This window comes from Pseudomonas sp. Wu6, assembly GCF_019891515.1.
GTDB lineage: Bacteria > Pseudomonadota > Gammaproteobacteria > Pseudomonadales > Pseudomonadaceae > Aquipseudomonas > Aquipseudomonas orientalis_A.
This window is the reverse complement of the sequence record NZ_JAFLXH010000004.1, coordinates 44,510-70,415: the sequence shown is the minus strand read 5'-3', so window position 1 is coordinate 70,415 and position 25,906 is coordinate 44,510. Positions and strand designations below refer to the sequence as shown.

Annotated in this window: 24 protein-coding genes and 2 pseudogenes; 12 read left to right on the top strand and 14 right to left on the bottom strand. The window is 54.1% G+C overall.

Features of this window, described 5'->3' with window-relative positions:
* Positions 1-62: 62 nt before the first annotated feature.
* Both J1G34_RS03815 and J1G34_RS03810 read right to left on the bottom strand, forming a co-directional pair.
* Positions 63-344 carry a hypothetical protein gene (locus tag J1G34_RS03815; RefSeq protein ID WP_065885006.1) on the bottom strand — a complete coding sequence of 94 codons (282 nt, stop codon included), beginning with the start codon at positions 342-344 and terminating at the stop codon, positions 63-65.
* A gap of 140 nt (positions 345-484) precedes the next feature.
* Positions 485-1,225 carry a hypothetical protein gene (locus J1G34_RS03810; RefSeq protein WP_065892825.1) on the bottom strand — a complete coding sequence of 247 codons (741 nt, stop codon included), beginning with the start codon at positions 1,223-1,225 and terminating at the stop codon, positions 485-487.
* Positions 1,226-1,458: 233 nt separating this feature from the next.
* Here J1G34_RS03810 and J1G34_RS27085 point away from each other — a divergent pair, with 233 nt between their 5' ends.
* Positions 1,459-1,593 carry a hypothetical protein gene (locus J1G34_RS27085; protein ID WP_256095189.1) on the top strand — a complete coding sequence of 45 codons (135 nt, stop codon included), beginning with the start codon at positions 1,459-1,461 and terminating at the stop codon, positions 1,591-1,593.
* Positions 1,594-1,769: 176 nt separating this feature from the next.
* Here J1G34_RS27085 and J1G34_RS03805 read toward each other — a convergent pair whose 3' ends face one another.
* From J1G34_RS03805 to oxdA, 8 genes are all read right to left on the bottom strand, one after another.
* The gene (locus tag J1G34_RS03805; protein WP_065892823.1) at positions 1,770-2,060 is read right to left on the bottom strand and encodes a hypothetical protein; all 291 of its coding nucleotides are present in this window, start codon (positions 2,058-2,060) and stop codon (positions 1,770-1,772) included.
* Between the two features lie 14 nt (positions 2,061-2,074).
* On the bottom strand, positions 2,075-3,319 hold the full coding sequence (locus J1G34_RS03800; RefSeq protein ID WP_222993370.1) for a hypothetical protein: 1,245 nt from the start codon (positions 3,317-3,319) through the stop codon (positions 2,075-2,077).
* Between the two features lie 205 nt (positions 3,320-3,524).
* A complete protein-coding gene (locus tag J1G34_RS03795; protein WP_222993368.1) occupies positions 3,525-4,754 on the bottom strand; it encodes a GTP-binding protein in 1,230 nt (409 codons plus the stop codon).
* A complete protein-coding gene (gene nthB, locus J1G34_RS03790; RefSeq protein WP_222993367.1) occupies positions 4,751-5,407 on the bottom strand; it encodes a nitrile hydratase subunit beta in 657 nt (218 codons plus the stop codon). The genes J1G34_RS03795 and nthB overlap by 4 nt, the downstream gene beginning before the upstream one ends.
* Positions 5,408-5,445: 38 nt before the next feature.
* A complete protein-coding gene (nthA, locus tag J1G34_RS03785) occupies positions 5,446-6,039 on the bottom strand; it encodes a nitrile hydratase subunit alpha (RefSeq protein WP_065892819.1) in 594 nt (197 codons plus the stop codon).
* A 93-nt stretch (positions 6,040-6,132) separates the two neighbouring features.
* On the bottom strand, positions 6,133-7,647 hold the full coding sequence (locus J1G34_RS03780) for an amidase (RefSeq protein WP_222993365.1): 1,515 nt from the start codon (positions 7,645-7,647) through the stop codon (positions 6,133-6,135).
* 152 nt (positions 7,648-7,799) lie between these two features.
* Positions 7,800-8,666 carry a transporter gene (locus J1G34_RS03775; RefSeq protein WP_065892817.1) on the bottom strand — a complete coding sequence of 289 codons (867 nt, stop codon included), beginning with the start codon at positions 8,664-8,666 and terminating at the stop codon, positions 7,800-7,802.
* An 81-nt stretch (positions 8,667-8,747) separates the two neighbouring features.
* Positions 8,748-9,806 (bottom strand): aliphatic aldoxime dehydratase, encoded by a 1,059-nt coding sequence (gene oxdA / locus J1G34_RS03770; protein ID WP_065892816.1) that lies wholly within the window; start codon positions 9,804-9,806, stop codon positions 8,748-8,750.
* Positions 9,807-10,139: 333 nt separating this feature from the next.
* Here oxdA and J1G34_RS03765 point away from each other — a divergent pair, with 333 nt between their 5' ends.
* The 3 genes and pseudogenes from J1G34_RS03765 to J1G34_RS27570 all read left to right on the top strand — a co-directional run bounded on the left by J1G34_RS03765 (position 10,140) and on the right by J1G34_RS27570 (position 12,973).
* Positions 10,140-11,075, top strand: coding sequence for an AraC-like ligand-binding domain-containing protein (locus J1G34_RS03765; protein ID WP_065935917.1), 936 nt, complete (start codon positions 10,140-10,142; stop codon positions 11,073-11,075).
* A 272-nt stretch (positions 11,076-11,347) separates the two neighbouring features.
* Positions 11,348-12,115 (top strand): annotated as a pseudogene (locus J1G34_RS27575) (MCP four helix bundle domain-containing protein); the annotation flags it as partial.
* The gene (locus J1G34_RS27570) at positions 12,092-12,973 is read left to right on the top strand and encodes a methyl-accepting chemotaxis protein (protein ID WP_370671682.1); all 882 of its coding nucleotides are present in this window, start codon (positions 12,092-12,094) and stop codon (positions 12,971-12,973) included. The pseudogene J1G34_RS27575 and the gene J1G34_RS27570, both read left to right, overlap by 24 nt.
* Before the next feature lie 93 nt (positions 12,974-13,066).
* Here J1G34_RS27570 and J1G34_RS27080 read toward each other — a convergent pair whose 3' ends face one another.
* Positions 13,067-13,576: a hypothetical protein gene (locus tag J1G34_RS27080; protein ID WP_241088492.1), complete on the bottom strand. Its 510-nt coding sequence runs from the start codon at positions 13,574-13,576 to the stop codon at positions 13,067-13,069.
* Positions 13,577-14,697: 1,121 nt separating this feature from the next.
* On the opposite strand from J1G34_RS27080, the gene J1G34_RS03750 reads away from it, so the two are divergent.
* The 8 genes and pseudogenes from J1G34_RS03750 to J1G34_RS03715 all read left to right on the top strand — a co-directional run bounded on the left by J1G34_RS03750 (position 14,698) and on the right by J1G34_RS03715 (position 22,860).
* The gene (locus J1G34_RS03750; RefSeq protein WP_222993363.1) at positions 14,698-15,240 is read left to right on the top strand and encodes a tyrosine-type recombinase/integrase; all 543 of its coding nucleotides are present in this window, start codon (positions 14,698-14,700) and stop codon (positions 15,238-15,240) included.
* A gap of 1,121 nt (positions 15,241-16,361) precedes the next feature.
* Positions 16,362-16,754 (top strand): hypothetical protein, encoded by a 393-nt coding sequence (locus J1G34_RS27075; protein WP_262411696.1) that lies wholly within the window; start codon positions 16,362-16,364, stop codon positions 16,752-16,754.
* A gap of 47 nt (positions 16,755-16,801) precedes the next feature.
* A pseudogene (locus J1G34_RS03740) lies at positions 16,802-17,277 on the top strand (endonuclease); the annotation flags it as partial.
* 13 nt (positions 17,278-17,290) lie between these two features.
* Entirely contained in the window at positions 17,291-17,749 is a 459-nt protein-coding gene (locus J1G34_RS03735; RefSeq protein WP_222993361.1) for a thiol-disulfide oxidoreductase DCC family protein, read from the top strand.
* A 512-nt stretch (positions 17,750-18,261) separates the two neighbouring features.
* Positions 18,262-18,864, top strand: a complete 603-nt coding sequence (locus tag J1G34_RS03730) for a DUF262 domain-containing protein (RefSeq protein WP_222993359.1) — start codon at positions 18,262-18,264, stop codon at positions 18,862-18,864.
* Positions 18,865-19,622: 758 nt separating this feature from the next.
* Entirely contained in the window at positions 19,623-20,765 is a 1,143-nt protein-coding gene (locus J1G34_RS03725) for a DUF262 domain-containing protein (RefSeq protein WP_222993356.1), read from the top strand.
* Positions 20,762-21,886 carry an AAA family ATPase gene (locus J1G34_RS03720; protein WP_222993354.1) on the top strand — a complete coding sequence of 375 codons (1,125 nt, stop codon included), beginning with the start codon at positions 20,762-20,764 and terminating at the stop codon, positions 21,884-21,886. Before J1G34_RS03725 ends, J1G34_RS03720 begins: the two co-directional genes overlap by 4 nt.
* A 14-nt stretch (positions 21,887-21,900) precedes the next feature.
* Positions 21,901-22,860, top strand: a complete 960-nt coding sequence (locus J1G34_RS03715; RefSeq protein WP_222993352.1) for a hypothetical protein — start codon at positions 21,901-21,903, stop codon at positions 22,858-22,860.
* Between the two features lie 427 nt (positions 22,861-23,287).
* Here the strand turns inward: J1G34_RS03715 and J1G34_RS03710 are convergent, their stop codons facing one another.
* From J1G34_RS03710 to J1G34_RS03700, 3 genes are all read right to left on the bottom strand, one after another.
* Positions 23,288-23,839 carry a toll/interleukin-1 receptor domain-containing protein gene (locus J1G34_RS03710; RefSeq protein ID WP_262411694.1) on the bottom strand — a complete coding sequence of 184 codons (552 nt, stop codon included), beginning with the start codon at positions 23,837-23,839 and terminating at the stop codon, positions 23,288-23,290.
* A gap of 23 nt (positions 23,840-23,862) precedes the next feature.
* Entirely contained in the window at positions 23,863-25,326 is a 1,464-nt protein-coding gene (locus J1G34_RS03705; RefSeq protein WP_222993348.1) for an SIR2 family protein, read from the bottom strand.
* A 61-nt stretch (positions 25,327-25,387) separates the two neighbouring features.
* On the bottom strand, positions 25,388-25,891 hold the full coding sequence (locus J1G34_RS03700; protein WP_003191404.1) for a TIR domain-containing protein: 504 nt from the start codon (positions 25,889-25,891) through the stop codon (positions 25,388-25,390).
* Positions 25,892-25,906 lie beyond the last annotated feature (15 nt).

The following is a 25,906-nucleotide window of genomic DNA, read 5'->3' as shown; positions in this document are numbered from 1 at the left end:
CAAGTCACGGACTCTTCCCACAACCGTATAGGACCAGGATTATTTAAATGAAAACCCATTGATCAATCGCTGCCCCGCTTGCCCGACCACTCCAGCGTCTGCATCAGATCGTCAGCGTCTGAGCCGACGGGAAACCTGAAACCGTACATCTGATCGGTGGCCAATATGTCGGCCAGCGTGTCGCATAGCTGCGCCTCCGTCGGCGCGTCGCGCAGCAGTTTGTGCGCGGGTATCAGCACCTCCGAAGCGACCCCTTGGACACTCGCGGCGTCGATGACGGCAAACAGGATAAATCGCAGGCGGATTTCGCGATCAGTAGGCCAAACCGTTTTTCGCTTACCCAAGGTAGGCCCTCATGTTTAAGAAAAGTCCGAGGCTAGGGCCGACCGGGGGCAGGTTTCAAGCGGTCGAGGGCAGGATAGGCAACTTCCTACAGAGGAAAGGGACGCACCGTACCGATTAATCGTTCGTTGGCGCCGGCGTGTCACTGCACAGGCAAGAAATTCATCAGCAGCAGACTTTGCGCGTAGTTGAGGCCAATGCGTCGGTAGCGCTCATCGAGTATCTGGGTCAGCAGGTCGAGGCGCGCGACAATCTTGCCGAACTCGACGGCGAAACTGAGGTTGCTGCCCTCCTCCGAGATCTCATTGGAAAACAGCAGCAACACGCCGTTGGCGTCCTGGCGCTGGCCGAGCAGCCAGGTGGCTTTTTCGATATTACGTGCGGCATTGCTGACGAACTGCGGGTTGATGGAGTCGGTCACGTAAAACTGCGTGCGCCCACCGTGGGCGGTCACGAGCATGCTGCCAATCGCATAGATAAACGCCCCCACCCGATCACCACGAAACTCCGGGCTCAAGGAATAACTCAGGGCCGCCAGGTCACGACGCTCCCCCAGCGCTGGCAACGGCTGACGGTTCTCGATCGCCTGACGAATAGTCCGCGCAGCGGTCACCGCATCCGGGTAACCGGACTGGCGCCACTGGCTGGGGTTGCGCAGGTACAGCTTGCTCATCAGCAGATAAAGGCTTTGCAGATTGTCGCGCATGCCCAGGGTGGCCATGCGATCCACGCTGGTTTGAAAAAACTCATCAGGCTTGCCGTCGCTGAACTGCCTGGCGATGTCACGGCCCTGTTGCTGGCTGCAGCCAGTGGTACACAACGCTAACAGCGCAGCCAGCAACAGCGGCCAGCGGGTGATAAAAGCAATTGACGTTCGATCCATCGGCACCGGGTCTATGGCTGTTGGCCACCCGCAGGAATCGGGTGGCTGGGACAGAGGTAGATCAGGAGAATGGAAAAAAGTGCAGCCCCACGGGTTCAGATAAGCAATGGACTACAGGGCGTTGCGACGATGGCTTTCAGAGCGCATCAATCGCCGCTGTAGAAAATTTGAATTAGCGAGTTGCCCTCTCGGTCAAGAATTATGAACGCAGTCAATCTGACGAGGTAAGCGAAATGACTATCCAGGCAGAAACACTCGTACAACTGACCCAAGCCCTGAAAGAGCGTGGCCTGAATCTGGTGTCCGACGTGCACTTCACCCGCGCGCCCTATCGGCACAATCACCGCTGGATCTGCACGGTGGAGTGATGAGTCCAGACACCCGCTACGCTCCTCACGCACGAAGCGCCCATACGCGGGCATGCATCTGTTCAGTCGCACCATTAAAAGAGCCCCCACGCCTATTAAGGTGTGGAGGCTCATTGCCGATGTGTTCACCCTACGATGCGGGTAACACGCTTTAAAAAAACACTCGATACCTTAACTTACAGATTGGTGCACTGCCCTGTAGTCTTGCTCCGCCAAGACTTACCGCCGGACAACTTACAGTTATGTGCATCTTTATTGTTCAGGATCTTTCCAGAGCAATTCTTGGCCGACCAACATTGATTGCGGTCAGCCTCAACATCTTTTTGCTCCTGTTCTTGTGCCGTCTGTATCAGCGGTGGCTTATCGTTAGAAAACAAGGTTTCAGTATTGGACTTCTGTGTATCAGCAAAGACCATGCCTTGACATACAAACGCAATACTCATCAGTAAGACGCTGGAAATTTTCATGTCGACATTCCTGTTCAGGACATTTTTAATTGGGTATGTACACGGTAACTTTTGAAGAACTGCATCTGCGCCCATTCAGACACCGCTACCAGACTGACCTTGCCCTTCTTGGTTCGCCGGTAAACAATAACCGCCGTGCTGAATACCCAAGGCACAATCAATACATCACTGTCCTCCGGCGCCTTGAACTCCTGCTCGACAATCGATTCGGTAACCGACTCCCGGCTCACCTCCAGCACATCGGTCACACCGAACTCCATATCCAGTGTGGAGGCCACTTCAGAACCGGATACCGGTTCGACGGCTTTCTCTGAAAGGGAGGTCTTGAGCGACCAGCTGACGGTCAACACATTCTTTATTGCCGACGTGACGGTGATCTTCTCGCTGGTCTTGCGTGAAGAGCCTGCAGGGATATTGATGAAGCTTCTGGGATCAGTCCCGACGCTGTAGATCGCAACAGCAAAATATTCGTCGAGGAACAAATCCTGAGCATAAGGTGTTGGATAGTCCACATCGCCAATGCCATCCCAGAGTTCAGGCTCGATGACCAACGGCTCGGAACGGGCCAGCAGGCGCCGGCTCAGGGTCGGGCCATCCGGGATATATTGTAATGGATTGAAATCATCCACTTGCGTCAGGTCTTTCTCAACCTGATCCCAATCGCGTACATCGGGGTTCCTTGCCGCAAGCTCCAGCAGATATTCACGATATTCCTGCTCGACCGGATCAAGCGCTTCTTCTTCGAGTACCAGCTTCTTGTCTCGCCCTGCACGAATAGTGATTGAACGGTTGAAATCATGCCCACCCGAAGGCAGGTTTTGCCAACCATAAGAGGTCAGCGCACCGCCACTGGTCAGGCTCGAATCGTTGGAGCCCGAGAACGGAACATCAATCATCAAGGTGATCGCCCCGTAACCTTTCTCCCCCGGCGGCACCTTATCTTTCCACTGCGCGTGACACTCATAGCCCGTCCACGTGCCTCGCGCTGCGCGGATACCAAGTGCTTGAATCGTAGTGTTGGGCGCAATACTGCAAGGGCCATTGTCATCTTGAGAGTCACGATACCAAGTGCCCCACTCGATTGACTGGCTAGTTACTTCCAGTGTTCGGTCCGTACCATTGGTAATTGTTAAATAGAAAGTCCATGACATTTTTTCATCTCCTTGTTGAACATCCTGCCAAGGAGAAACTAGTCGCGAACCGGACAGCGTGCTGGCAATCTGACAGACGGCAAGGTTAAAAAGTGGGGGCAATTCCACATCCACCCTCCCCAGGCAGTTGCAGAACTTCACAAACACCAACACAAAACCGCTTATTTCCTCATATAAATCATCGACCTGGTTTTAACGGCCCCGGCGATACCCGAGTTGTCTTCACCCATTGCCAACTCATCTTTAACCGTGCCCTTAAATTGTGGATAACGGCGACAAATTACGAACGCCTGGTATTGTCTGCGCCGGTCGCTTACGTCGATGTCGACAACGCCCGTGAATCAAAGACTGCCGCCCCCGGCAGGGCCTGCCAGACGGCGGGGCCGGCGGCAATTTCCTCGGCACTCAGCAGGCAGGTGTCGAGCGCGCGTTGCAGTGCGGGGGTGTCCAGGTCCTGGCCGATGAAGACCAGTTCCTGGCGACAATCGCCGACAATGCTGTCCCATTTGGCCATGATGCCCTGCAACCGATAGTGGTCCTGCGGCCATTGCGATGGGTCGATGAAATTCCACCAGCGCCCGACATAATCCCACTGAAACTGCCTGCCGCTCTGTGCCAGCAGACCGGTTTCCTGATGCCGGCTGGCGAGCCAGAAATAACCTTTGCTGCGCAACAGGCGTCCGTTGCTCCAGGGACGGCTGAGAAAGTCGAGCAGGCGCTGCGGGTGAAAAGGTGCGCGCTCGCGGTAGACCCAGGACGTCACGCCATAGGTGTGCGACTCGGAGGCCGCTGCGTCGCCCTCCTCCATCTGTTTCATCCAGCCCGGTGATGCCGCAAGGCTGGGTAAATCGAACAGGCGGGTTCCGAGAATGCCGGCTAACGCGGTGTTGCCGTGGGTCATCGGCACGATCCGCGCGCTGGGGTTCAGCCCCGCCAGGATCGCCTGCACGGCCTGGTAACCCGGCGCATCGAGCAGGTCCAGTTTGTTGACGAGAATGACGTTGGCGTACTCCACCTGCTCGATCAGAAGATCCGCCAGAGGCCGCCTGGTCGTGCCTTGTGCGTCATCGCGGGCGACGCTGTCCGACGACTCCAGCAACCCCTGGAAACGGCTGCCATCGACCACCGTCACCAAGGTATCAAGCCGTGCCAGTTCGCTGAGGCTGAAGCCGTCGGCGTCGAGAAAGGCGAACGTCTCCGCGACCGGCATCGGTTCAGAGATGCCGGTGGACTCGATAAGCAGGTAATCGAAACGCTGCTGGCGTGCCAGGGCGCTGATCTGCTCCAGCAGATCGGCGCGCAGCGTGCAGCAGATGCAACCGTTGCTCATCTCGATCAACTCGTCGCGCCCCCGGTGCAGCGACACATCGCGCTGCACCTCGGCGGCGTCGATGTTGACCTCGCTCATGTCATTGACAATGACCGCCACCCGCAGGCCTTCGCGGTTGCGCAGGATATGGTTGAGCAGCGTGGTCTTGCCGGCGCCGAGGAAACCGGACAGCACCGTCACCGGCAGTCGGCCTGTCAAGGCGTCGTCCGTCATGCGCTCACCGTGCCGTCGGCGTGGTCCAGATAGCTTTCGAACAGGTCAACCACCACCAACCCCTCATTGGCCGCATCGCCCCACAGGTCTTTAACGCGAAACTCGACGTGGTAGGTCGGCTGATGCGCCGCACGCGTATCGCCATGGCCAATTGCGTCAGGAAACGGCCATTTTTCTGCCGTGCGGTGCAGCACCACGCCCGTTTTGCCCCGTACGTAAGCCGGCATGCGCACATGCCCGGCCACGTATTCGTTTCGCACCACCACCCGGTCGCCCACTTCGAAGGGGGCGCGGCCGGTGAGTGCCGCACGCCCACTCGACTGGGCAGGGTTCGCCAGCTTGAAGTGCGACCCCAGGGCCTCATCAAGCTCCGCCTGGGTGATCACACCTTTCTCGACCAGCAAGGTTGCGGTCGCAATTACATAACGCTCGTAGTACTGGGTACCGACGTGCTGGCGAACGTCCAGGCGTTCGACGGCATGGCGCACTTCGTCCACGCTGAACATCTTCAAGTGATCGGCACCGATGAACATCAGGCTGTAGGCCAGGTGTTCCCAGTCCTGCTTGAACACCGGTTGGTAGCTCAAGCTGTTGATGGTGTGGGGGACTTTTCCAAAGCCCTGGAAACCGCCGAGATCGTGAAAGCCATCCATACTGAAACCTCCGGGAATTGAACAAAAAGGGGCTGGGCTCAGCCAACCCGAGGTACGGCGACGCCAATCAGCACGTCCTTGGTGACCAGTGCCTGAAGCTGTTCTTCAGTCATATGCTCGGAGCCTTCAGGTCTCACCGGCACCACCAGGTAACGGGTTTCGGCGCTGGTGTCCCAGACCTTGACCACCACGTCGTCAGGCAGCTCCGTGCCCAGCTCGCGCAACACGGTGCGCCCTTCCCGGACCAAGCGTGCGCGGAACTCAAAGCCCTTGTACCACTCGGGCGGCAGGCCCAGCACAGGCCAGTTGGTGCAGGAGCACAGGCTGCACACAATGACGTTCTTGAGGCGCGGCGTGTCTTGCAGCGCGACGATGTACTCACCCTGCGGGCCGGTATAGCCGAACTGCGCGCACGCGGCGGTGCCGTCCTTGAGCAACAGCGCGTGGAACTGCGGGTCGACCCAGGCCTTGGCGACCACCCTGGCGCCATTCTGCGGGCTCCATTCGTGCGCCATCAGTTGCGTCATGTGTTCGATGTAGCCCTCGGGGATCAGGTCCTTTTGCTTGAGCACCTGCAATAACGCCTGCGCGCGTTCCCCCGGGGTTGATGTGGTTTTTTCAAGGGTGGTCATCGGTGAGTTCCTCATCAGTGAAGGTCGAAGCAGCGCCTGGCGTTATGGTTGTTGCGCTGCACGGGGCATTGTTGTTGCGCTGCACGGGAGCGGCTAGGCGGTTTTCCAGTCGACGGCCGCTTCGAACGCGGCGGCCGCCTGGTAGATCGTGCCTTCGGCGTAGTGTTTGCCCACGAGCATCAGCCCGACCGGCAAACCGTCCACCAGGCCACAGGGAATCGACATGGCCGGATGGCCGGTAATGTCCTGGGCCGAGGCGTTGCCGATCATTTCCAGGGCGCGGGCCACGTAATCGGTGATCGAGCAACCCGGTTCCGGGTGGGGTTGGGCGATGATCGGCACGGTGGGCATCACCAGCAGGTCATAGCGGGCCAAGGCCGCGTCATAACCGGCGCGCGCCAGGCGCCTGAGGTTTTGTGCCTTGGCGTAGTAACGCCCGTTGTAGCGCTCGACCCCGTATTGGCCGACGAACATGCACAGCTTCAGGGAGGCCGACAGGTCATCCGCCTGCTCGCGCCAGCCGGTCTGCTTGTCCAGCAAGGCGAGGTCATACAGCCCCTGCCAGTTAAACCCGGCGCCATTGCCGTGCATCATCTGCATGGTCAGGCCTTCGCAACCGATCGGGTGCCACAGCGAGCCTGCAATCCGGTGTTCGGCCACCGACACGTCTTCGACCTGTGCGCCCAGTTGCTCGAACCGGGCAATGGCCGTGCGCACCGAGGCGGCGACACGCGGGTCCTGGTTGGCCAGTTCGAAGCCTTCGCGCAACACACCGATCCTCAACCCTTGCACGCCACGGTCCAGGTAATCGCTGTAGATGTCGACCTGCGGCGCGGCCTGGCGCGGGTCGAGGCCGTCCGCGCCGGCCATGACTTCCAGCATCAAGGCGTTGTCGCGCACCGTTGCGGTAATGGGGCCGGCGTGGTCGAGGGTTGCTTCGATGGCCATGATGCCGGTGTACGGCACCAGGCCGTGGGTCGGCTTCATGCCGTAGGTGCCGCAGAATGCCGAAGGAATTCTGATGGAGCCGCCTTGATCGCCGCCCACTGCCATATCGACCTCGCCCGCGGCCACCAGCGCCGCGCTGCCGGAAGACGAGCCGCCCGAGGCATAGCCCTGGCGGTAGGGATTGTGCACCGGCGCCGGATCGGACGTGTGGCTGCCGCCGGACAAGCAGTAATGCTCGCAGGTGGCTTTGCCGAGGATGGTTGCGCCCGCCTCCAGCAAACGGGTGACGACGGTGGCATCGAACGACGGCACAAAGCCCTCCAGGGGCTTGGCGCCGTTCATCATGGGCACGCCGGCCAGTGAAATATTGTCCTTGAGCGCAACCGTCTTGCCTGCCAGTTTGCCTTCACGGGCACCGCTGACTTCGGTGCGGTAATACCAGGCGTTAAGCCGGTTGTGCACCGCCGAGGGGCGATAGCCCGCACTGCGCTCGTAGCGCGTCGGCGGAATGAAGTCGGGCAGTTCGTCGATCAGGTCATAAGCGTCAAAGCTCCCCTGCATCAGGGCCAGGTATTCACTGGCTTGCTCGGGGCTGAGCCGCATATGCAGGCGGCTCGTAATGTCCAATAGCTGCTCAAGGGTGGGGCGAACGATTGCCATGGAGGGCAGTCCTTATCGTTGGGTGGCCTGGCGCTCAAGATAATCTGCGCCAGTGGGCACAGGCTTGGTTGAAACGGACAGCGACTTGGCTGGGCCGGACACCCCGCGCAACCCTCGAGGGCAGCCGGCCACTGCCGTGCAAGACGGCGACCTTAAAACACGCGGGCGTAGCGCAGGTTCATGCGGAAATCTTCCCGGGGCCCGTTATCCACCGACAGGTCCTTGCCCAGTTGCAGCTGGATCTGGTCCTGGGCGGTGACGAACTTGGTGGCCGTCAGCCGGAAGTTGGTGGTGCCCAGCTCGTTATCCTGGTTGACGTGCTCGACGTTGGTTTCACCGCCCCAGGTGCGTCCAAAACCGATCCCGAAGGTGGTGGTGGCGTCAGGCATATAGCGCCCCATCAACTGCGCTGCGTAGGAAACATCCTGCTTGAGCCGATCGGCATTGGCACCGTAGTCGGTGTTGTCGCCATACCACGTCGCGCCGCCCACCACGTCCACTGCCCAGTGAGGCGTGAAGTGCTTGACGTAGGCGCTCTGCAGTTCGAATTTCCAGCGGTTCTCACCGATGTTCAGCCCGTCATCCTTGTCATAGGTGCCCGTTGGGACGAAGACGTAGGGCGCAATGCTGAGGGTGTCGCGGGCGTCGTTGAAGCGCCACTTCACCGGTGCGGTCAGGATCAGGTCGCCAATCCCGCGGGTACTGCCCAGCGCCGAGGCGTCACCGGCGCTGGAGACGTGCCCGAAGGGCAGCAGGAATTGCGGGTCGATGGTGACCGTGTCGCTCAGGGCGTACACATGCAGCAGACGCAGGATGCCGACATCCGAATTCAGCCTGAAATCCGAACTCGCCTTATGCCCCTTGGCGTAGGCCGAGTCCGTGGTGGAGTGCTGGTAATAGAGCGCACCGATAGTCGCACCAACGGGGTATTGCTCATAGTCGCCGGGGGCGACCTCAACGGCGTGCGCCGGTAACACCGGCAATACCGTGGTGAGTGTGAGCAGGCGGAGCTTGTTCATGGTGTATTCCTCGCAAACGGGTGCCGTGCCACCTGATGAGATGGCAAGCCGGTGAAGTCAGGGCTTTGCGTGTGGCCAGGCTCAGGCGGCTGCGGTTTGCGCGTCGCGCAGCATTCCGGTGTGGGGATGACAGTTGATGTATTCGAACAGTTGGCTCTTGGCGTCCGACACCGACACTTCGTGGTACAGGCGTAACTTTTTCAAACCCGCAGCCACACGAAAGAACGTCACGAAAATGCGCAGGTGGGTCGGGTGCGACTCGGCCCAGCGTTCGAGTTTCTCCACCGAGCGCCAGTGGCCGATGTTGTAGCTCACGTCGAGGAAGTTGCCCTCCAGGTCGATATTGCGCACGAACCGGTTGCTGTAGCAGCCCAGGGCCTGGCCGTTGTCACGCAGGAAATCCATGCCGTCCTGCAGGGTCGGCAGGATTTCGTCCAGATACAGCGAGCGCTCGTCCGCCTCGGCATCCGCCCAGTCCTGGCCTGAGCGAATCAGCGTGAGGTTGTCATGCCCCATGATCACCACCCGGCCACCCTTGGCCGGATCACCGGCGACCACTTGCAGTTCGCTGGTGGGCTTCATCCAGTCCGTCTGGGAGATCGGGAAACGGTCGCGCATCGAGCCCCAGTAACCGTGTTCCTCGATCTCGCCGCTGGTCGCATCCATGACGGCGCCGACGCCGGGCAGGTTGTCCTGGAAGGCATACAACGTCTCGAACTGTTCGGCGCGCGGTGCGCTGATTTCCCGGAAATAGCCAAGGCCGTCATTGAGCCGGTCCGGTGAAGCCCACCAGTCGTTCACCGGCGCCGAGCGCAACCAGCGGCAATACGCGCCGGGGTCTTTCCAGTAGCCAACGACCATCAGGTTGTCAAAGCCGCTGTTGTCGGTGTGGTGGGTCAAGTCATGGGTCTGCGGGCCGTCGGCCAGGCTGAAACTGCCGACAATGTGACGCATGGCTTGCAGCGCGGCTTCGCGCTGGGCCTCGCCTCGATACTGCACACCGAGATACGCCATCACCACTTGTTCAAGCTGCTCGTCTGCGCGGGCGACCCACATCGGGAACGGTGGCTGATACTCCTCGGGCACCCGGCGCGACAGGCTGCGTGGGCATTTGAGATGGGTGTCGATTGCAGATTCCATAGTGAGCTCCTCGTTATTTTCGTTCAGGCCTGCGGATGGGCGGTATGAGCGGCTGCGAGGTGCAAATTAGACCGGGACGACCAAGGGTCGCTTGGCTCGTCGAGACAACCGTTTGGTTGGGCAAGACAGGCGGCGGCCGCCGGGCCGTCCGTGATCGGCGATGGTGCATCCGTACTTTCAGTGGGCATGACCAGGGCGAATTCGCCCCCCTGCGGTTACAGATAACCGAGGCGGCAGGCACGCCAAGCCGGCGTGCAAACGCCTGGCCTGCTAATTGCTTGCCAAAAAACGCCCGTTACCCCTTCTCGAGCCCGCTGTACCGAGGTCCGTGCCATGAATCCGAGCACTCACTATTCGACCCTTGCCGTTCCTGCGCCGCGTCGCTTTGATTACTGGAAAGAAGTGGTCTGCCGCCACTGTCTGGCGGCCGACAGCAAACCCTTGTCCCAGAGCAGTTTTGATGGCGCCCTGACGGTCAACACCGTCGGCGATCTGGACCTCTGCTCGCTGTCCTCGCCGTTGCATTATTGGGAGCGATCCGAGCGGCATCTGCGCAGCGGTCCGGCGGAAGACTTATGGTTGGGTTTCGCCCGAAATGGCCATGGTCAAATTGAACAAGGTGCACGCAAAGCCAACCTCGCAGCGGGGAATTTGTTTCTTTACGACGCAACCCAGGCGTTTCGCTTCAGCTTCGGTGGTACCGAAAATCACTTGGTGCGTATTCCGCGGGCCTTGCTCACCGAGCGTCTGCCGCGCATTGCGCAATACACCGCGATGGTCCTCGACGACCGTCGCCCAGGGGTCATCCCCTTGCGCGAAATGCTGCGCCAGGCCGCGAGCACGCCGACGTCGATGCAGGATGAACACATCGCAAAGCGTTATGCCGCGACATTGCTTGACCTGCTGGTGATCAGCCTTGAGCTGCAGGACCTGACAACCACCCACCAGGAACTCGACCTGTACGGCCGCATCATGCAGTACATTCAACGGCATTTGACCGAGCCGGACCTGTCGATTGAGGGCATCGCACGGGCTCACCACGTATCGACCCGCACCGTGACGCGCGCCTTCGCGCGCTACCAGAAGACCCCCGTTGCAGAGATCTGGAAAGAACGCCTGAACGCCAGCCGTGAAGCGATCGAGCGCGGTCAGGTGCGCAGTGTGTCCCAGGCGGCACTGGACTTCGGTTTTTCCGACTTCTCCCATTTCAGCCACGCGTTTCGCAAGGCATTCGGTGTGGCACCGAACACGCTGTTACACCGCGGCTGAAGCGCACGGCAGTCATCTTCGGCACCGCCACCCCTGCGCGCCTGCGCCTGGTTGAACTGCCTCTGTACCCCTTCCAGCAAGGCCTGCGCGATTAGTAATCGCGCAATTATTTAGCGCGCCTATTATATCGATTCATTCTTTTGTATTCCTGAATGTGCACCTGCCCCCCAAGCTGCGAGTGAGCGTCACTGCGCCGCGTGGATGTTTTGTCCGCGCTCCACAAATGGACGTGGAGAAGCCACGCCACTGAATCCCGGCCCCCGGAGGCCTTTATGAAATTAAGATCCTTGAATATCGCGCGCAGGGCTTTCGTCTGCTTTGGGCTGATCACACTGCTGCTGATCAGCCTGGCAGGTTTCTCCTATGTACAGATCGATCACCTGCGTAGCGCAGAGCAGGACATCGAGCAAAACTCACTGCCCAGCGTCCAGGTCATTGACGATATTCAAATCGCCCTGCTCCACGCGCGCCTTGAAAGCATCCGCATGCTTTCGAGTACGACCAGGGAGGTGCATGACAAATCGCAGTCATTGGTCGAAGACGCCATACAGGCACTTCAGTCGAAGACCGCGTTTTACCGTGAACACCTCATCTCCGGCCAGCAGGATGAAATCCAGTTTGCGAAGACCATCCAGGCGATGAATGTATACATCGACGGCCTCAAGCAAGTGCTTGCCCTCGATAATTCCGATCATGACCAGGCTGTTGTTTTTGCAAACACCGAGCAGGCGCAGCGAGCAATCGCCTATCAGGATCAGCTCACCATCTTGCGTGAGCAGAATGGGCGTCAGGCGGTGGAGTCCGGCGAAGAGGCGACAGCGGTATACACCCATAGCGTGAGCGTGCTGATTTCGGTACTGGTCGTCGCATTCATCCTGACAATCGTCTTGGCGAGCTTGTTTACCAAAAGCATTGTCAGCCCCATCAACTCCTCGCTTGAGCTGGCGGAAAATATAGCGTCTGGCGACCTCACCCACGACCTTGAGGTGACAGGCTCGGACGAAGCCTCGCGCTTGATGCAGGCACTCAATCTGATGCAGAACAACCTCAGGAGCACTATTTCAGAAATCTCGGGAGCGTCTGCTCAACTGAGTACCGCAGCCGTTGAAATGACCTCGATCACCGAGAGTGCCGACCGCACCCTGCAACAGCAGAACAGCGAAATCGAGCAAGCGGCCACCGCCGTTACCGAAATGAGCGCGGCGGTTGAAGAGGTCGCCAGGAATGCCAACTCCACCTCCGAAGCGGCCATGCAGTCCAGCGTCTCGGCTGATCTGGGCAATCAGAAAGTGACTGAAACGCTGACGGCAATGCGTGGACTGACGGAACTGGTAGAAGTCTCGTCAGGCCAGGTAAAAGAACTGGCAGGCCAGGCTCAAGACATCTCCAAAGTTCTCAGCGTGATCAGGGCGATTGCCGAGCAAACGAACCTGTTGGCGTTGAATGCCGCCATTGAAGCGGCACGTGCAGGCGAGCAAGGCCGTGGTTTTGCGGTGGTGGCCGATGAGGTTCGGGCCCTGGCGCACCGCACCCAGACGTCGACCCAGGAAATCGAACAGATGATCTCCACGATTCAGGCCGGTTCTTCAGCCGCCGTCGAGTTGATGCAAAAGAGCACCTCAGAGGTCTACACCACCCGAGATACCGCAGAGCAAGCAGGCCACTCGCTGCGCCAAATCATTGATTCGGTACTGGAAATCAACGACCGCAATATCCAGATTGCAACCGCTTCCGAGGAACAGGCTCACGTAGCGCGCGACGTGGATCGCAGCCTCATCAGCATTCGCGACCTGGCCATCCAGAGCACTGAAGGCACCCGCCAGACCTTGATGGCAAGCAATGAGTTGTCACGCCTGGCCGTCAACTTGAACGACTTGGTGCTGCGGTTCAAGACTTGAAGCTGGATCAACACCGATCACAGGCAAAAAAAATCCCGCAGAGCAGCTGGCTCGCGGGATTTCTCTTGGATGTTTTGGCGTGCAACCCGGGATTTATTTGGCTTGGCGAAGCACAAGCTCAGACAGACGGGTCTTAACGCGGAAGCAGAACTCACGAATTTGAAATTGATAGGCAGGCATGACCATATAGTTCAAATCGGCGCCCAGTGAATCCTTAACTTCCATGTATTTAGCGGTCTTGCTGGCAATGGCCTGGTATTCGACCTCGTATTTGTCGTAAGACGCCTTGTTGTAAACCTTCAGAACATCCAACTCTTTACGGCACTGCTCAGCGCGATTCTGGTTGAGTTTTGTCTCTGATTCCGGCTCTTGCTCTGGCTCTGCCGCCTGCGGTGCGTAAGGCACTGCGGCGTAAGCACTGGCGTTCGCAGGTGCAGCCTCATATCGCGCAGGCGATTGTGCGGGTGCCGGAGTTGCGGCTTCAGGCGCTTCTTGCTGGACGACGGCAGGAGGTGGTGTCACTTCAGGTTTTTCTGGAGTTTTAATAGCGCATCCCGAGAGGGCAATCCCTAGCACTGCAACGATGCCACACATTTTATTCATCGGTTCCACCAACAGGTCATTTCGGTTAGCTGAGTCGTTAGGTTCTGGGTAAAAGCCATGACTCATTCAATGATCGAGCATGAATTTCTACCAGCCTCAAGGCGCTCAGCCGCTCTTCCTTGAGTACGCAGATTAACGATGGTAGTAAAAAAACAGCGAGGTGACGAGTAAAAGCTCGTCAGAAAGACCACGGATTTTATGGGGCAATGGCACTGGCAGTCGTGGTATTACGCAATCGCAGGCAAAAAAATCCCGCTGGGCGTTTGGCTCGCGGGACTTTTTTATGTGTTTGGCGGGAAACCAGGGATTCGAACTCTTATATAAGGTTCAACCCAATACCTCCTCAAGAGCCATTACGATAGCTTTAAGCTGCACCTTAGTCAACATCAATGAATCCGGGCTCTCTGCCAATGAAATATTACCGTAGCCCGTCGTCGCCCCAAAGTTTGCAAAGGTGCAACTCGTTGCATGTTAAGCGTTGCACCTTAACGAGGGGAGAAACTCAGGACAAAATACCTGAGCCAAGCCCGCCACCCGGTTCGGTCTGACGATCACTTGCGGTACTTTGCAGTCTCAGAGCGTGCTGGCATGAGGAGGCGGCTCCCAGAGTTGGAGGATCAGCATTGTGAAACTCTATGCTCACCGGCTGCCCACCGCATCGTAACCTCACCAAGGACTTGATCTACCGAAACACTACTCAAGTCACCACTCATGCTCTGCAATCGCTAACTCCACATTTTGTAATTTCGGCGTCGGTCTTTTACGGAAACTCGCACAATGGATAACCGGCCTCCGCTATAAATATAAATTGTTGACCGCCACTCAATTCAAAAGCAAAAGCCATCAACAAACTTTTAATCAATTGCATTCGAGGTAATCGCTGAGCAGCAACAACACTTAAAACTTAAGCAAAAAATAAAGCCCCCGCCACTAGAACTATACCGAAAAGCCAATAAAAAAAGCCGTACCAGAAACTTTCTAAAAACTACAAAATCAAATTAAGAGTCTACTTTTAATATACTGTTAAAGGATTACCATACGCCGAGAAAAGTGCAAAAATACCTTGACATCAGCGCAGCCACTCCTCTTAAATGGCAGCCCTCTCATGACGGTTATTGATGATGAGTCAAACAAAAGAAGATATGCAAAGCAAAGCGACCAGGCCTTTTAGTCGAGGTGAGCTGATGCAAATAAAAGAAACTCTCGAACAGAAAGGCTCGCTTACAGACCGGTTACTTTTCTCCCTAATGCTCACAGGCATGAGGCCCAGCGAATATTTGCCGATCAAATCGCGAGACTTAGTGCTTGGAGTCGAGAAAACAGTAAACTTCAGAGCAGTTTCACTGCCAAAGCAAGACATAGATCTTGCAGTAGAGATACTGAACCTGAGGAACAGCTCAAAGAACGACTACATTTTTCCCAGCGGCTCAGTTTCAAACTCTCCGATGAAGCCTGAAGAACTTCGTAAGAAGCTTGTGAGCTGGCTGAAGGCTGCGAACGTAAGCCATGGTGGACGCTCGCCACACGTCGTACGTCGTTCGGTAATTATAGCTAAGGCAGAAGCGGCGATGCAGGTATTCAAGCGTTTCAATCCTGCCATGGGCACAATCAGCCGGAACATGACCCATCACTACGCTATCAACAAGCGCCCGCCGCAAAACTAATACGAACAGTGAAAGGGCTAGACCGGGTCAAGCTTTTAAGCTTAAGGAATAGTCTTTAGTGGGGCTTACCTACCCGAAATTCTTGCCGAAAGACACCTGACAAGTTAGTCAATTGCCCACACCCCAAAAAATGGCGTCTTTCGCACCTCATAGCCCTGTTACGCCTACGCCTTAACTAAGAAGAAATGAATTAACAACCAACAAGCTGATTTAACTTTCGGACAGCCGTCACGAGGGAGACTGAATCCAACCAACCTGCTTCCATTTGAGCAATATGAAAACAACTGTGATATACCGCCCGAATGGATCGATCTTGAAGACGTTGAGTTAATCTGGTGGATTGTTGCCTCTAGAATTAGCAAGAAAGAGCTTAGAAATCGCTTAAGAAAGATTTCGGACAGCTACCAAGATTGCGGTTGTTTCGCATTCGCTGTAGTTGCGGACAGAGACGGTCGCGGGCGCTACCCCAGAGGGGTTGTCAATACTCTCCAATCAATTCTGAAACCACGCAAGCTGATGTGGCGGCACCCCACGGAAGATGTTCTCCGCATCCAAATGGTGATCTGGCATTTATGCATCTCTGCTGCGCTTGATTGGTGCCCTACTGAAGTTCTACCAATGAGACTTCAAAGCCTTAAATTTGAAAAAGCTTTGGACTGAGAATTGTAGAAGGCTAGATCGATATTTTCATAAAACGAAATCTTGCGGATCGTCGACACGGCAGACGTTCCTAGCCGCACTCTTCTTGACTCAAGCACCTCGAACTATCGGTAGCTTCTGGGAAACCCATTCCCTCGTTTCTTTAGACGCTATACCAATGATAAAGCATCAAAATACCACAGCAAATTCTGCCGCTAACTTCCAGCCATTACCAATCGATGTCTCGGCGCACCACAGTGACGCCCCACATATAAATTGAAAATCCTTCGCCAAAACGGTATCCGACATGATTTATTCCCGCTGGCTTTATACCGAACATGAGCAGCCTCACAACGATGATGGTGAGGGCGCGTACACGATTTTTTCTACAAAGCAGTTATTCGGCTGTTGACTGCATGCCACTCGAGGTCGTGTGCATTCAGAGATTCGTAGTGCTCTGGGAAGGACAACCTGACACAAGGGTGATCGATTTGATCGAGCAGTCTATTACCTTGGCAGTTCTCTCCCCCGTGAAGCTTTTGCATGCGTCCAAAGGGATGCTTGTCGTGGTGTATGACTCTGTGCTTGTCGACGAGAGTTATAAGTTGTTTCACCTCGCCTGGGCGAAAATTGCTGCCGGCGCATGGTATGAGAATTGGACTGTCCTTCTAATCAAAGATACGGATGCCGGACGTGGCGTTGATGGAGGCAGGATTTTCAGACATTTTGCTCGTGACATCCTGGACGACAGCGAAGTCGGAATCGCTGAATTTACGCGTGATATGTTCCTTTTCAAAGATGACTGGTCGCCTGAAAATATCTTCGGGCGGCCTCCTGCCGAGGAAGCGGACGCCGCCTCAGAGCAGCAGAGATGAGACAGCCCTGTTCGACGATGACTTGGATTCGTGGCTCCAGTCGGCGAAAGCGTGCGACTGAACCGCGAGACAAGGTGAAGGATCGGTAGCAAGGACGACGTTCTACATGTTCGACCGGTACAACCTTAAGATGTCTCGCCAGCAGCAACAGCTACTAATGGCATGGGGCAAGCAGTTTCCAGTTACGCCCTGGGAACAGGAGCGAAATAAACGTATCACCGCGATCATGGGGCATCCCAACCCTTTCGTAACTCAAGAAAGCATTTGGAATCCAGGCTATAAGACGGTGGGCGACGAAGTAGCCATCGGCCTTACGGCAAAATCGGCGCAATCACAAAAACCGACATCGGTATCCCCCTCCACATCAGTTGGAAGCATCATCAGGAATGGTAAAAGCCATGTTTACAATCCACCTGAAGGTTGCCCAAGCTACGACAAGGTGTCCTCGAAGAACCAGGTAACCTTCGACTCAGAATCCGCTGCTAAATCTGCGGGCTACCGAAAGGCAGGGAACTGTAAATGAAACAGCAGACTGAATGACCACGAAAACCGAATCCCCTGCCCCGTTCCTACAATCGGGCGACACGGCAGTTCTCTTCGATGGCACATGCAAGCTCTGCAACGGGTGGGCTAAGTTCATCATCCACTATGACAAGGCTCACCGAATTCAGCTCGCTGCGGTTCAGTCGCCTGAGGGCCAAGAGCTTTTGAGGTGGGCCGGACTGCCGCAGGACAAATTCAACACCATTGTTCTCATCTCAAACAACAAGGTGTCCATACGTTCTGAGGCGATGTTCGAGATCTTAGGTCGCCTAAATGCCCCGTGGCGCTGGCTCACGGCTGCACGTGTTGTACCAGCAGCAATGCGAGATTGGATGTACGACAAAATCGCGGTAAATCGCTATCGGTTGTTTGGTCAGTACGACTCCACCCACCTTCCAGCGTCAGATCACGATAAGCGCTTTTTGAAAGCAAACGTCGCATTGGTTCACTAGACCTCAGATTCAGGCGTCAGGGTCGGTGATATATGATCGAACGCATGGTCTTTTCGCTTTCCACTTTACAGATATCGCGAATGCCTTCTATTGCTGAAGGGGGCATTCGCGTCTCTGCAGCATCTGCACAAAAATCCTCCATCCAGCTCAAGTTTCGCCAAAACACACCGTTTTCAATTGTATGTACACGGTGAGAAACCAGCCTTGACCAAATCAAAGCCTGCATCCATTCAGATTCTGCGGGGAGCGATATCGTTTCCCGAGACGATCCTGGGCAACCGTCAGCGGAGAACCTGGGAACGACTGATTAGTTACATTGAGTCATCCGACTCACCTTCCGCATTCGATAAGGCAGCATCCCACGTCGAAGGCTATGTGCACGCGCTTGTCGATAGCGACCAGATCCACGTTTCTATCGAACGAGATCTGTTGATCATCGAAACGGTCGACGCCTGGCGATGCGCCCGTACTTACACGAATACTTCGACCAACCTGAGCTACCCAGGAAAACCATGACTTCCTTTTTTAAACGCTACGCCGACGGCGGAACATCAGACCGGCACATCCATATGCCACAGCGTCTTCTGCCCACGACCGTCAGTCATTGTCCCCTCGAGGTCTTAGTGGGCAACTGGGAAAACTATCTGGTAGACCCCTCCTCCGCTCGTGAGCATTTTCCATGGGCTGCGCGATTCGTTATGGGCATGCCCGTTACAACCTGGGCGCGCGGACTGGAGTGGAACCTCGGTCAGAAGTCTCGCTTCATCTCCGCAGTTTGGTCAGGCGGGGATCTGGGGAGCTACCTCACGAATGACTGGTACGAGCCAGTGATCGGTAGCAGGGCGTTAGCCGAAAACAGTGAAATTTTGATTGATGGCCAGCAACGCCTTCACAGCCTGGAAGAGTATTTCCTCGACCGTCTGGCGATCTCTGATGCACAAGGACAGCCGAGGATTTGGTCTGAGCTCGGCAACGGCGAAAGGAAGCGCTTTCTGTCGACGATCTTTACTCATGTCAGGGTGGCGTCTGGTGACGAGGCGGCATTGCGCAGGACATACGATCTTTGCGCGCACGGCGTAGTACCTCGGTCATTTGATCAACGAGCTGTTCGGTAAGCGTTTAATCAAGGCGGTCGGGCGTATCCCTTCGGGAGCGGCTGTCGTAAACCGAGCCCCGCTACGCTGGGGCTCAGCCCTTCGGGCTTCCATCCTTACGCTCTTCGACCATCATGGTCTGCGCGCTCCGCTTGCATACTGCCCGAGGTCACTTCCTTGCTTGGACATTACCTTTAGCTCGCACATACTGATCTCGAACCAATCGGAGATGAGGCCGGCTATGTCATGGCTCTTTTGGAAAGATAAACGCCCTGCCTGGGTACAGGCTGAAGAGCGAGAGTTCATCAAAGCGGTGAACAGCCTGCAAACGCTGCAGACAACTCCTGGTGGCGGGATGAGGATTGATCCTGAAGAGCTCAGGGATCAGATCCTAGAGTCACGAGAACGATACAAAGAACTGGTGAAGAGGTAGCGATGCGAAGTGTCAACTGGTTGGATGCCTGACGCAGCTGTCCACTCATGAGCGGATTGGTGCGTACCTCTGCGGGGAATGGCTGTCGTGAACCGAGCAGTGATGCTTAAACACTTCACACTCAATGCCTCGGGAAGGAAGCTCAATTCGGAGGAAATCGGGGTGCGGAGGTTGCACGTGGGATCTATCCATAGGATTAGTAAAGATAGTGGTGCCGACTGGCCAACCTACTCCAAGCTGCAACCTAAAAGGCACTGTTCGTCAGAAGACGAAGCAGGAGTAGTTGAGACTGTTACAGGGAGCACATGCTAAAGTCATCGCTTGGCTATGCAAATAGGACTAGGAAATGAGTGAACCCCCCCGCAGCCATAAGATTCGATCTGAAATCGTAGACGAAAACCATGGGCTCGAGCCTGAGATAGAAACCTCGGCAAGTATGTCGGAACCTTTTGATCCATCAAAAATACGCGTGCAAACCGAGCGTAAAACCATAGATTTAATATTTAGAAGGTATGTTCATAAAGAAATTGATTTAGCACCTGATTTTCAGCGTCGAGCGAGGCTCTGGCCGCTATTCCGACGCAGCCAACTGATCGAATCATTATTACTCAAAATTCCTTTACCGGTCTTTTATGTCGCTGCCGACCAATCAGATCATTGGGCGGTTGTTGATGGTTTACAGCGCATTACAACTATTGTCGACTTTCTAGGCAACGAATTCGCCTTGAGTGGCCTTGAATACCTGTCCGACTTAGAGAACTGTTACTACGCTGATTTAGACCGTGCAATGAAGCGGCGCATCGAAGAAACCGAGCTTGTGATAAACATCATTCAACCAGGCACACCTGATGAAGTCATGATGAATATTTTCAAGCGCATTAATACTGGAGGTATTGCTCTAAATGGTCAGGAAATTCGAAATGCCACCCATAAAGGGCCAGCAAGAGAATTTCTTCGAAAACTGTCCACCTCGGAGGAGTTTCTGCTTGCTACGGACGATAGTATAAATGATACGCGGATGGCAGCCCAGGAGCTTGTTCTGAGATTCATTGCATTTTTTAAAATGAGCAGCCGTGACAACCCCAAGAACCTAGATAACGTTTTAAATTCCGCGATGAAGCGACTCAACTCGATTGATGAATTTGAGAGATTTGATCTGGAAGTGCACTTCAAACGCGCAATGCAATTGGCGTATGAAATATTTGGAACCGACGCATTTAGAAAGCCTTCAGAGATCAAAAAAAACCCTATAAACAAAGCTCTATTTGAAAGCTGGGGAGTCAATCTTGCTGCGCTTTCAAAAAACAATATAGAAATCATTCTAAGACAAAAAGAACTTCTAAAAGAAAATTACTTTACAACATATGAAAATGACAAATTCTTCGTGGAAGCCATTACTACATCTACAGGCCATAACGCGAAAATATTAAAGCGCTTTATGACAATCGCAAACATTATACATGCCACTCTGAATGGAAATAGGACATGATCCAAAACATAGGGCTACTAAATTTCAAGTGTTTCCGCAGAGCATCTGTTAGCTTAAGCAACCTGACAGTTTTGACCGGCTTGAATGGCATGGGAAAAAGCAGTGCCATCCAAGCTTTGTTGATAGTTGCGCAATCCATCGCCGACGACTCAAACAAAGGCCGTTTGCTGACGAAGGGAAAATATATAGATCTAGGCACATCATCAGACATCCTTCACGACAACGCAAAAACCAATTCCATTGGCATCAGGATCTCTGGAGCTAACTCTCGAGCAACATTTAAGCTTCGAGCCAAAGCAACTCAAAAGAACAATTACGTTTACAACAACAATTTCAGCACACTGCGACTTGAAACTTTTAGCGATCCACTATGTGCACCCTCATCAGAAAATGGTATTTCAAAATTCCAATACCTTCAGGCTGAGAGAAGTGGCCCAAGAAAATATCTTCCCGTGGGAGATGATCAAAGTGAGAGTTTCGAGATTGGCTCTCAGGGTGAATTTGTGCTCCACCTGCTAGATATACACGGGTCAAGCCCATTAGACTTAGCAGACCCCAGGGTTATATCTGGGGACGGGCATCGACTGATTGACCAAACAGAAGCATGGCTCAAATTGGTCAGCCCTGGAGTCAGCCTTCAACTCAAGACACTGTACGAAGCTGACCTGATCCAAGCGGGATTTAGTTTTAGCTCGCCAGGTTCTTTAAATAGCAGAACATATCGCGCTACCAATGTGGGCTTCGGCATAAGTTATGTACTGCCTGTGATTGTAGCCTTACTCGCGACCCCCACCGGCGGACTCATCATTATTGAGAACCCCGAAGCGCACTTGCACCCACAAGGCCAAACTCATCTGGGTGAGTTATGCGCTAGGGCAGCAAAAGCTGGGATACAGGTTATTATTGAAACTCACTCTGACCACTTTATGGATGGCGTGAGAATCTCTGTCAAAGATAAAACGCTGACTCCATCCCAGGTAAAGTTTCATTACTTTCACCGCCAAGGGACTGAAACGGAGATTAAGTCACCCGATATTGACGAAAAAGGAAAACTGAGCGAGTGGCCGGAAGGCTTTAATGATCAGCATCGCAAAAATGCAGTTCAGTTGCTAAAACCTTAATCCAAGGATGGAAAATGTCTGACTTTGTGTTCAACCATTCATCGACGCAGCCACCGTTTAGAAACATCCAAGATGTTATTCCAATTTTGGCAGCTATGCTCAAAGCGATGGCCACATTAGAGGCGCACTTTCCAGAGCGACCAAACTTCAGACTAAGGGATAATCCTTGGGAAATCGAAATTGCCACCACAAATGATGTCAGCCATAAGTTGGGGGAAGCTGTAGAGTTACTTTTCCGCTCTAACCATGTTGACGAAGGAAGCTATTTCTTAGATCTTGCGCTGATGACTCCATCTTGGGATGAACTCGATGAAGCCGTGATCGAAAGCATTATCACCTTTGATGAACTGTTAGAACATCCGGAAGTTCCAGGCACGCACCTGTTAGCAACTGAAGCAGGAGAAGAAGCGCTCGTCTGCGCAGTGACCGGCTCCGTATTAGCAAGCCTTTGTCGTAATGCAGCGCATTCGGCCTCTCAGATCGGATTTATCTGCAATGGAAAGACCTATAAATTCGACCACACTTCCAATCCACTGACCAGTTCAAGCATTAGCGAGCGGTTAACTCATGACGCTTTCGCCCAGCTATCCGCGAGAAATTTTCCGCAACTCAAAAATGATATCTTTCCAAATTTACTTTTTGGATTAGAAACTGACGATCAAATCCTTAACTTTCCAAGTAATTTCATCAAATTGCTATTCACACGACTTAAAGATATTGACTCTCTTTCTCAGCATTGGCAACAAAATGGTACTCTGCCCGAAAACTGCATAACCTTCCAAAATGAGTCAGAGTTTACAATGAACAGATATGGGTACCAGCGGAATAGGAAAGGGTATGACGGAGAGCATCGGACTTTTGAACTACACGTGTGGGTCGGTAGTGGGACTCGAATCCATCTATTCAAACATGACAACTTAAAAAAAATTGAAATCGGGTATATTGGCCCTCACTTAGATACTAAGCTATTTTAAATTAACGGCAATTAACATCAACTTTCTAAGCATTAGCAAAACATGTCATTACTTGCCAGTTTCATCGGACAACCACTCATTCTAACATTTGAATAGGATTTATGACTAGCAGATCGGATATAGGTGGAGGTCTCGCATTACTCAGCGGCTTGGGAGGTATTTTCTTCGATGAGCGGCTGCACCGACGCCGTCCGCCACACTTCTTCCGTCCGACGCTCACCTAATGGATGTGTGCATAGCTGTAATTTTTCCGCTCAGCCTCGCGCTGTGAGGCTTTGTGGCTCAGCACGACTCTAGGAGCTCCAATTTCTGAGGTCGGGTCGCTAGTGCGCAACGTGCAGCTATTTGATTTTGATCTTCTGCGCGTTTATCGCCAGCACTCATCCAGGCACAGCTTACTTGAGCACACCCTGCCAGCGAGGTTCGGTCAGTACCCCGATAGCCAGTCTCTCAACGGAATAGCAGTATTTGCCTTTGTATCAAGCACCATCCAAAGCTCCTGTGGGTGTCCCTTTAATAACCCCCAGACGACTCTTTGATAAAGCCCCAGGTATTCCCAGCTGACCCAGCTATCGTCGTATGCAGTGTCCGATGCTGGAAATATTGCGATCTTTGAAAGCCCCTTCGTACCGTCAGCAATACCTAATTCCCAAGGTACCCAGCGGCTTTCCTTGCTGTTTTTGGTAGTAAGGAGCACGAATCTTTTCGTCTGAGCTATACGTTGCTTTAGTAATGCGGCTGTCTCCTCAGATGTGTAGGGTGGCATTTCAGGGTCAATTTCGTCTATGTACACAGAGGCTCCATGATTCTGAAGCACTTGTATCGCGCCGGGGAGAACTTCCTTGTCTTTACTGGAATGCGATAGAAACGTGCTCATAGAAGCCGTCGCTGCCAGAGATTTGAATAGGTGATCGCGACTAGCTTGGGAGCTGTTTGCAGAGCTATTTACTAGCTCCGCCCTAGTTACATTACGAGCCATACTTCTTTCCTGAGATAATGATATCAACCCACACGGGCGACCCTATTAATGATCTGAAAGACTAAATTCACCAAGGATGTCCGGCCTTCTGCGGTAGCTAAAGCATTAGTATCTGCCAGAGCTTTTAGCTCCTTATCGGTAGGTCGCATCGGTGAGCTCCCCTTGTAGGAAAGTGCTGAACCTTGAAGCTGGTTACATATTTTTTCGGCAGCCCCGCCTGTAGCACCAACAGGCAGAACGAAAACGCCAGCGGCCTTTGCAAACTCGAACTCTTGTTCAACTCCCTCTGCAGGTATGGGGAGGCCATTAACTAACTTTGCACCACCAATGAAAATCGCAATACCGGCCTGGCGTGCTAACTCCTGACGAAGGGCAGCCCACTCCTTGTCCTTGGGAACTCCTCCCTTAAGTGGCTGAGGAAACGGTCTAGCGATCAGTCGGCGATCTAAATCCCAACCTCCACCGTTGCGCAGAGCAGCAAGAAAGCCAGACAGAGACGCAGAGCCGACCAATAAGCCAGCACCCGTAACCAGATATCTATTGGTCTCACCTACCTTGCGGCCAACTTCTTCGGCCAAGGCATAAATATTCGCCGGTTCGGTGCCTCCGTGTTCAAGTGGCCAGCTACCGCTTACCCAAATTCTGCGCGCGGCTACCCGCCTTTCGACCTGCCGAAGGAGAGCGGGCACCTCATCATAGTTATCAATCTCTACTGCAAGCAGACCATAGCGCTTCAGGTCTTTAGTCCAAAGATTATGCTGAGCGAGCCTGGCTAAGAACTCATCCTTAGTTTTGAAATCTGATCTTTTCGGCGCTCTGACGATGGCAAAGTGCTCTGGGGGCGACTCAGTGAAACTTTCTCTGATCAGCGAAAGCACATGTCTAACATTTGGGTCAGTGAAACTGATGCCGATGAACAGCATCGACATGCTGGTCAGATGTGCTTGGAATAGCGGGAGGTATTGGCCACGCCGGGATCGGAAAAGCTCGTAGTCATCTGTGGATATCACAATATCGTCGAGACGATCCACCGAACCGTGCATTTTGTAGAGCAATGCCGCGCCAGGGGTGGTTCTCAGAGCAAGATCTTTTGGGGCGGAAATAGAGTTGAGCGGGCGGCAAATGGCCGCAAATGCGCGCTCCACGAGCCGATCATAGTTAGTCGTCCAAATATGCCTGACAGGCAGTCGGGCGAGGATATCCAAAGTTTCAGGAATAGGCTTGTCTGGGCCAATCTCTTTTCTGATGACATTGCGGACACGAGTGGCACCACCGCTCTCCTGGATGCTCCACTGAGCAAGAGCGGCGAGGTCGTGTACATTTCTTGAATTGATTTCCAGCTCATCGGCGATGTCACTCAGTAGGCCTGACCACGAAGGGTAGCCTGCAGCCATGGAGACACCAGCGCCTATAAATACAGCTCCGAGCCCATCATTCAAAGCGTCAGGATACTCGGTGAGAAAACGATTCATGGCCACTTTGGTCATATCGGGCTCTTATATGTGCAATTGGCAAGCTAAACCACCCATACGGACGAGTAGTGAGGTTTTAAGGTTTGTAATTTTTACGAATAGTGATGGCGTCCTCGATCCAGCTTTCGATATTGGCCTGGATGGAAGCATAAACCTCTTTGCTATCGTTCCCCGCTGGAGTCATCAGCTTCGCATAGCCGGATAGCCTCACCGTGCCATTTTTTAGCGTGACGGAATCGAAGGGGTTAGAGCCAGCGACGGAGGTATTCTGATGGTTATCTAAAAGACGGTTGATCCGAATGGCGACAACGCCTTTTCCTGCGTTCCACCCCTTAATGACCTCCTCCAATACCCAAGGCCGGGTAGCGGTTTCTGAGCCCACGAGGACAACTACACATGATTTTCCGACCAGGCTATCGTCGATCCATTTCCTAATCGCCGCGTCACCCTTTTTTTTGACCTCCTCCCATTCATTGGCGGTATAGAGCTTTTGCCCTTCCAAAGCGCCGATATTGCGTACCTGCTGAGTACGCCAGAAGTCGTTAGCGAAGTGGAAACTGAAGAACACATTTCGAGCCATGGATAATTCCTTCTA

Excerpts from the sequence above, each read along its gene's own strand:
- J1G34_RS03750 (WP_222993363.1), top strand. The coding sequence starts at position 14,698 with ATGAGTCAAACAAAAGAAGATATGCAAAGCAAAGCGACCAGGCCTTTT.
- J1G34_RS03720 (WP_222993354.1), top strand. The coding sequence starts at position 20,762 with ATGATCCAAAACATAGGGCTACTAAATTTCAAGTGTTTCCGCAGAGCA.
- J1G34_RS27570 (WP_370671682.1), top strand. The coding sequence starts at position 12,092 with ATGCAGGCACTCAATCTGATGCAGAACAACCTCAGGAGCACTATTTCA.
- J1G34_RS03765 (WP_065935917.1), top strand. The coding sequence starts at position 10,140 with ATGAATCCGAGCACTCACTATTCGACCCTTGCCGTTCCTGCGCCGCGT.
- J1G34_RS03795 (WP_222993368.1), bottom strand. The coding sequence starts at position 4,754 with ATGACGGACGACGCCTTGACAGGCCGACTGCCGGTGACGGTGCTGTCC.
- J1G34_RS03805 (WP_065892823.1), bottom strand. The coding sequence starts at position 2,060 with ATGAAAATTTCCAGCGTCTTACTGATGAGTATTGCGTTTGTATGTCAA.
- J1G34_RS03780 (WP_222993365.1), bottom strand. The coding sequence starts at position 7,647 with ATGGCAATCGTTCGCCCCACCCTTGAGCAGCTATTGGACATTACGAGC.
- J1G34_RS03715 (WP_222993352.1), top strand. The coding sequence starts at position 21,901 with ATGTCTGACTTTGTGTTCAACCATTCATCGACGCAGCCACCGTTTAGA.
- nthB (WP_222993367.1), bottom strand. The coding sequence starts at position 5,407 with ATGGATGGCTTTCACGATCTCGGCGGTTTCCAGGGCTTTGGAAAAGTC.
- J1G34_RS03730 (WP_222993359.1), top strand. The coding sequence starts at position 18,262 with ATGACTTCCTTTTTTAAACGCTACGCCGACGGCGGAACATCAGACCGG.
- J1G34_RS03735 (WP_222993361.1), top strand. The coding sequence starts at position 17,291 with ATGACCACGAAAACCGAATCCCCTGCCCCGTTCCTACAATCGGGCGAC.
- J1G34_RS03705 (WP_222993348.1), bottom strand. The coding sequence starts at position 25,326 with ATGACCAAAGTGGCCATGAATCGTTTTCTCACCGAGTATCCTGACGCT.
- J1G34_RS03725 (WP_222993356.1), top strand. The coding sequence starts at position 19,623 with ATGAGTGAACCCCCCCGCAGCCATAAGATTCGATCTGAAATCGTAGAC.
- J1G34_RS27080 (WP_241088492.1), bottom strand. The coding sequence starts at position 13,576 with ATGAATAAAATGTGTGGCATCGTTGCAGTGCTAGGGATTGCCCTCTCG.
- oxdA (WP_065892816.1), bottom strand. The coding sequence starts at position 9,806 with ATGGAATCTGCAATCGACACCCATCTCAAATGCCCACGCAGCCTGTCG.
- J1G34_RS27085 (WP_256095189.1), top strand. The coding sequence starts at position 1,459 with ATGACTATCCAGGCAGAAACACTCGTACAACTGACCCAAGCCCTGAAA.
- J1G34_RS03810 (WP_065892825.1), bottom strand. The coding sequence starts at position 1,225 with ATGGATCGAACGTCAATTGCTTTTATCACCCGCTGGCCGCTGTTGCTG.
- J1G34_RS03775 (WP_065892817.1), bottom strand. The coding sequence starts at position 8,666 with ATGAACAAGCTCCGCCTGCTCACACTCACCACGGTATTGCCGGTGTTA.
- J1G34_RS03700 (WP_003191404.1), bottom strand. The coding sequence starts at position 25,891 with ATGGCTCGAAATGTGTTCTTCAGTTTCCACTTCGCTAACGACTTCTGG.
- J1G34_RS03710 (WP_262411694.1), bottom strand. The coding sequence starts at position 23,839 with ATGGCTCGTAATGTAACTAGGGCGGAGCTAGTAAATAGCTCTGCAAAC.
- nthA (WP_065892819.1), bottom strand. The coding sequence starts at position 6,039 with ATGACCACCCTTGAAAAAACCACATCAACCCCGGGGGAACGCGCGCAG.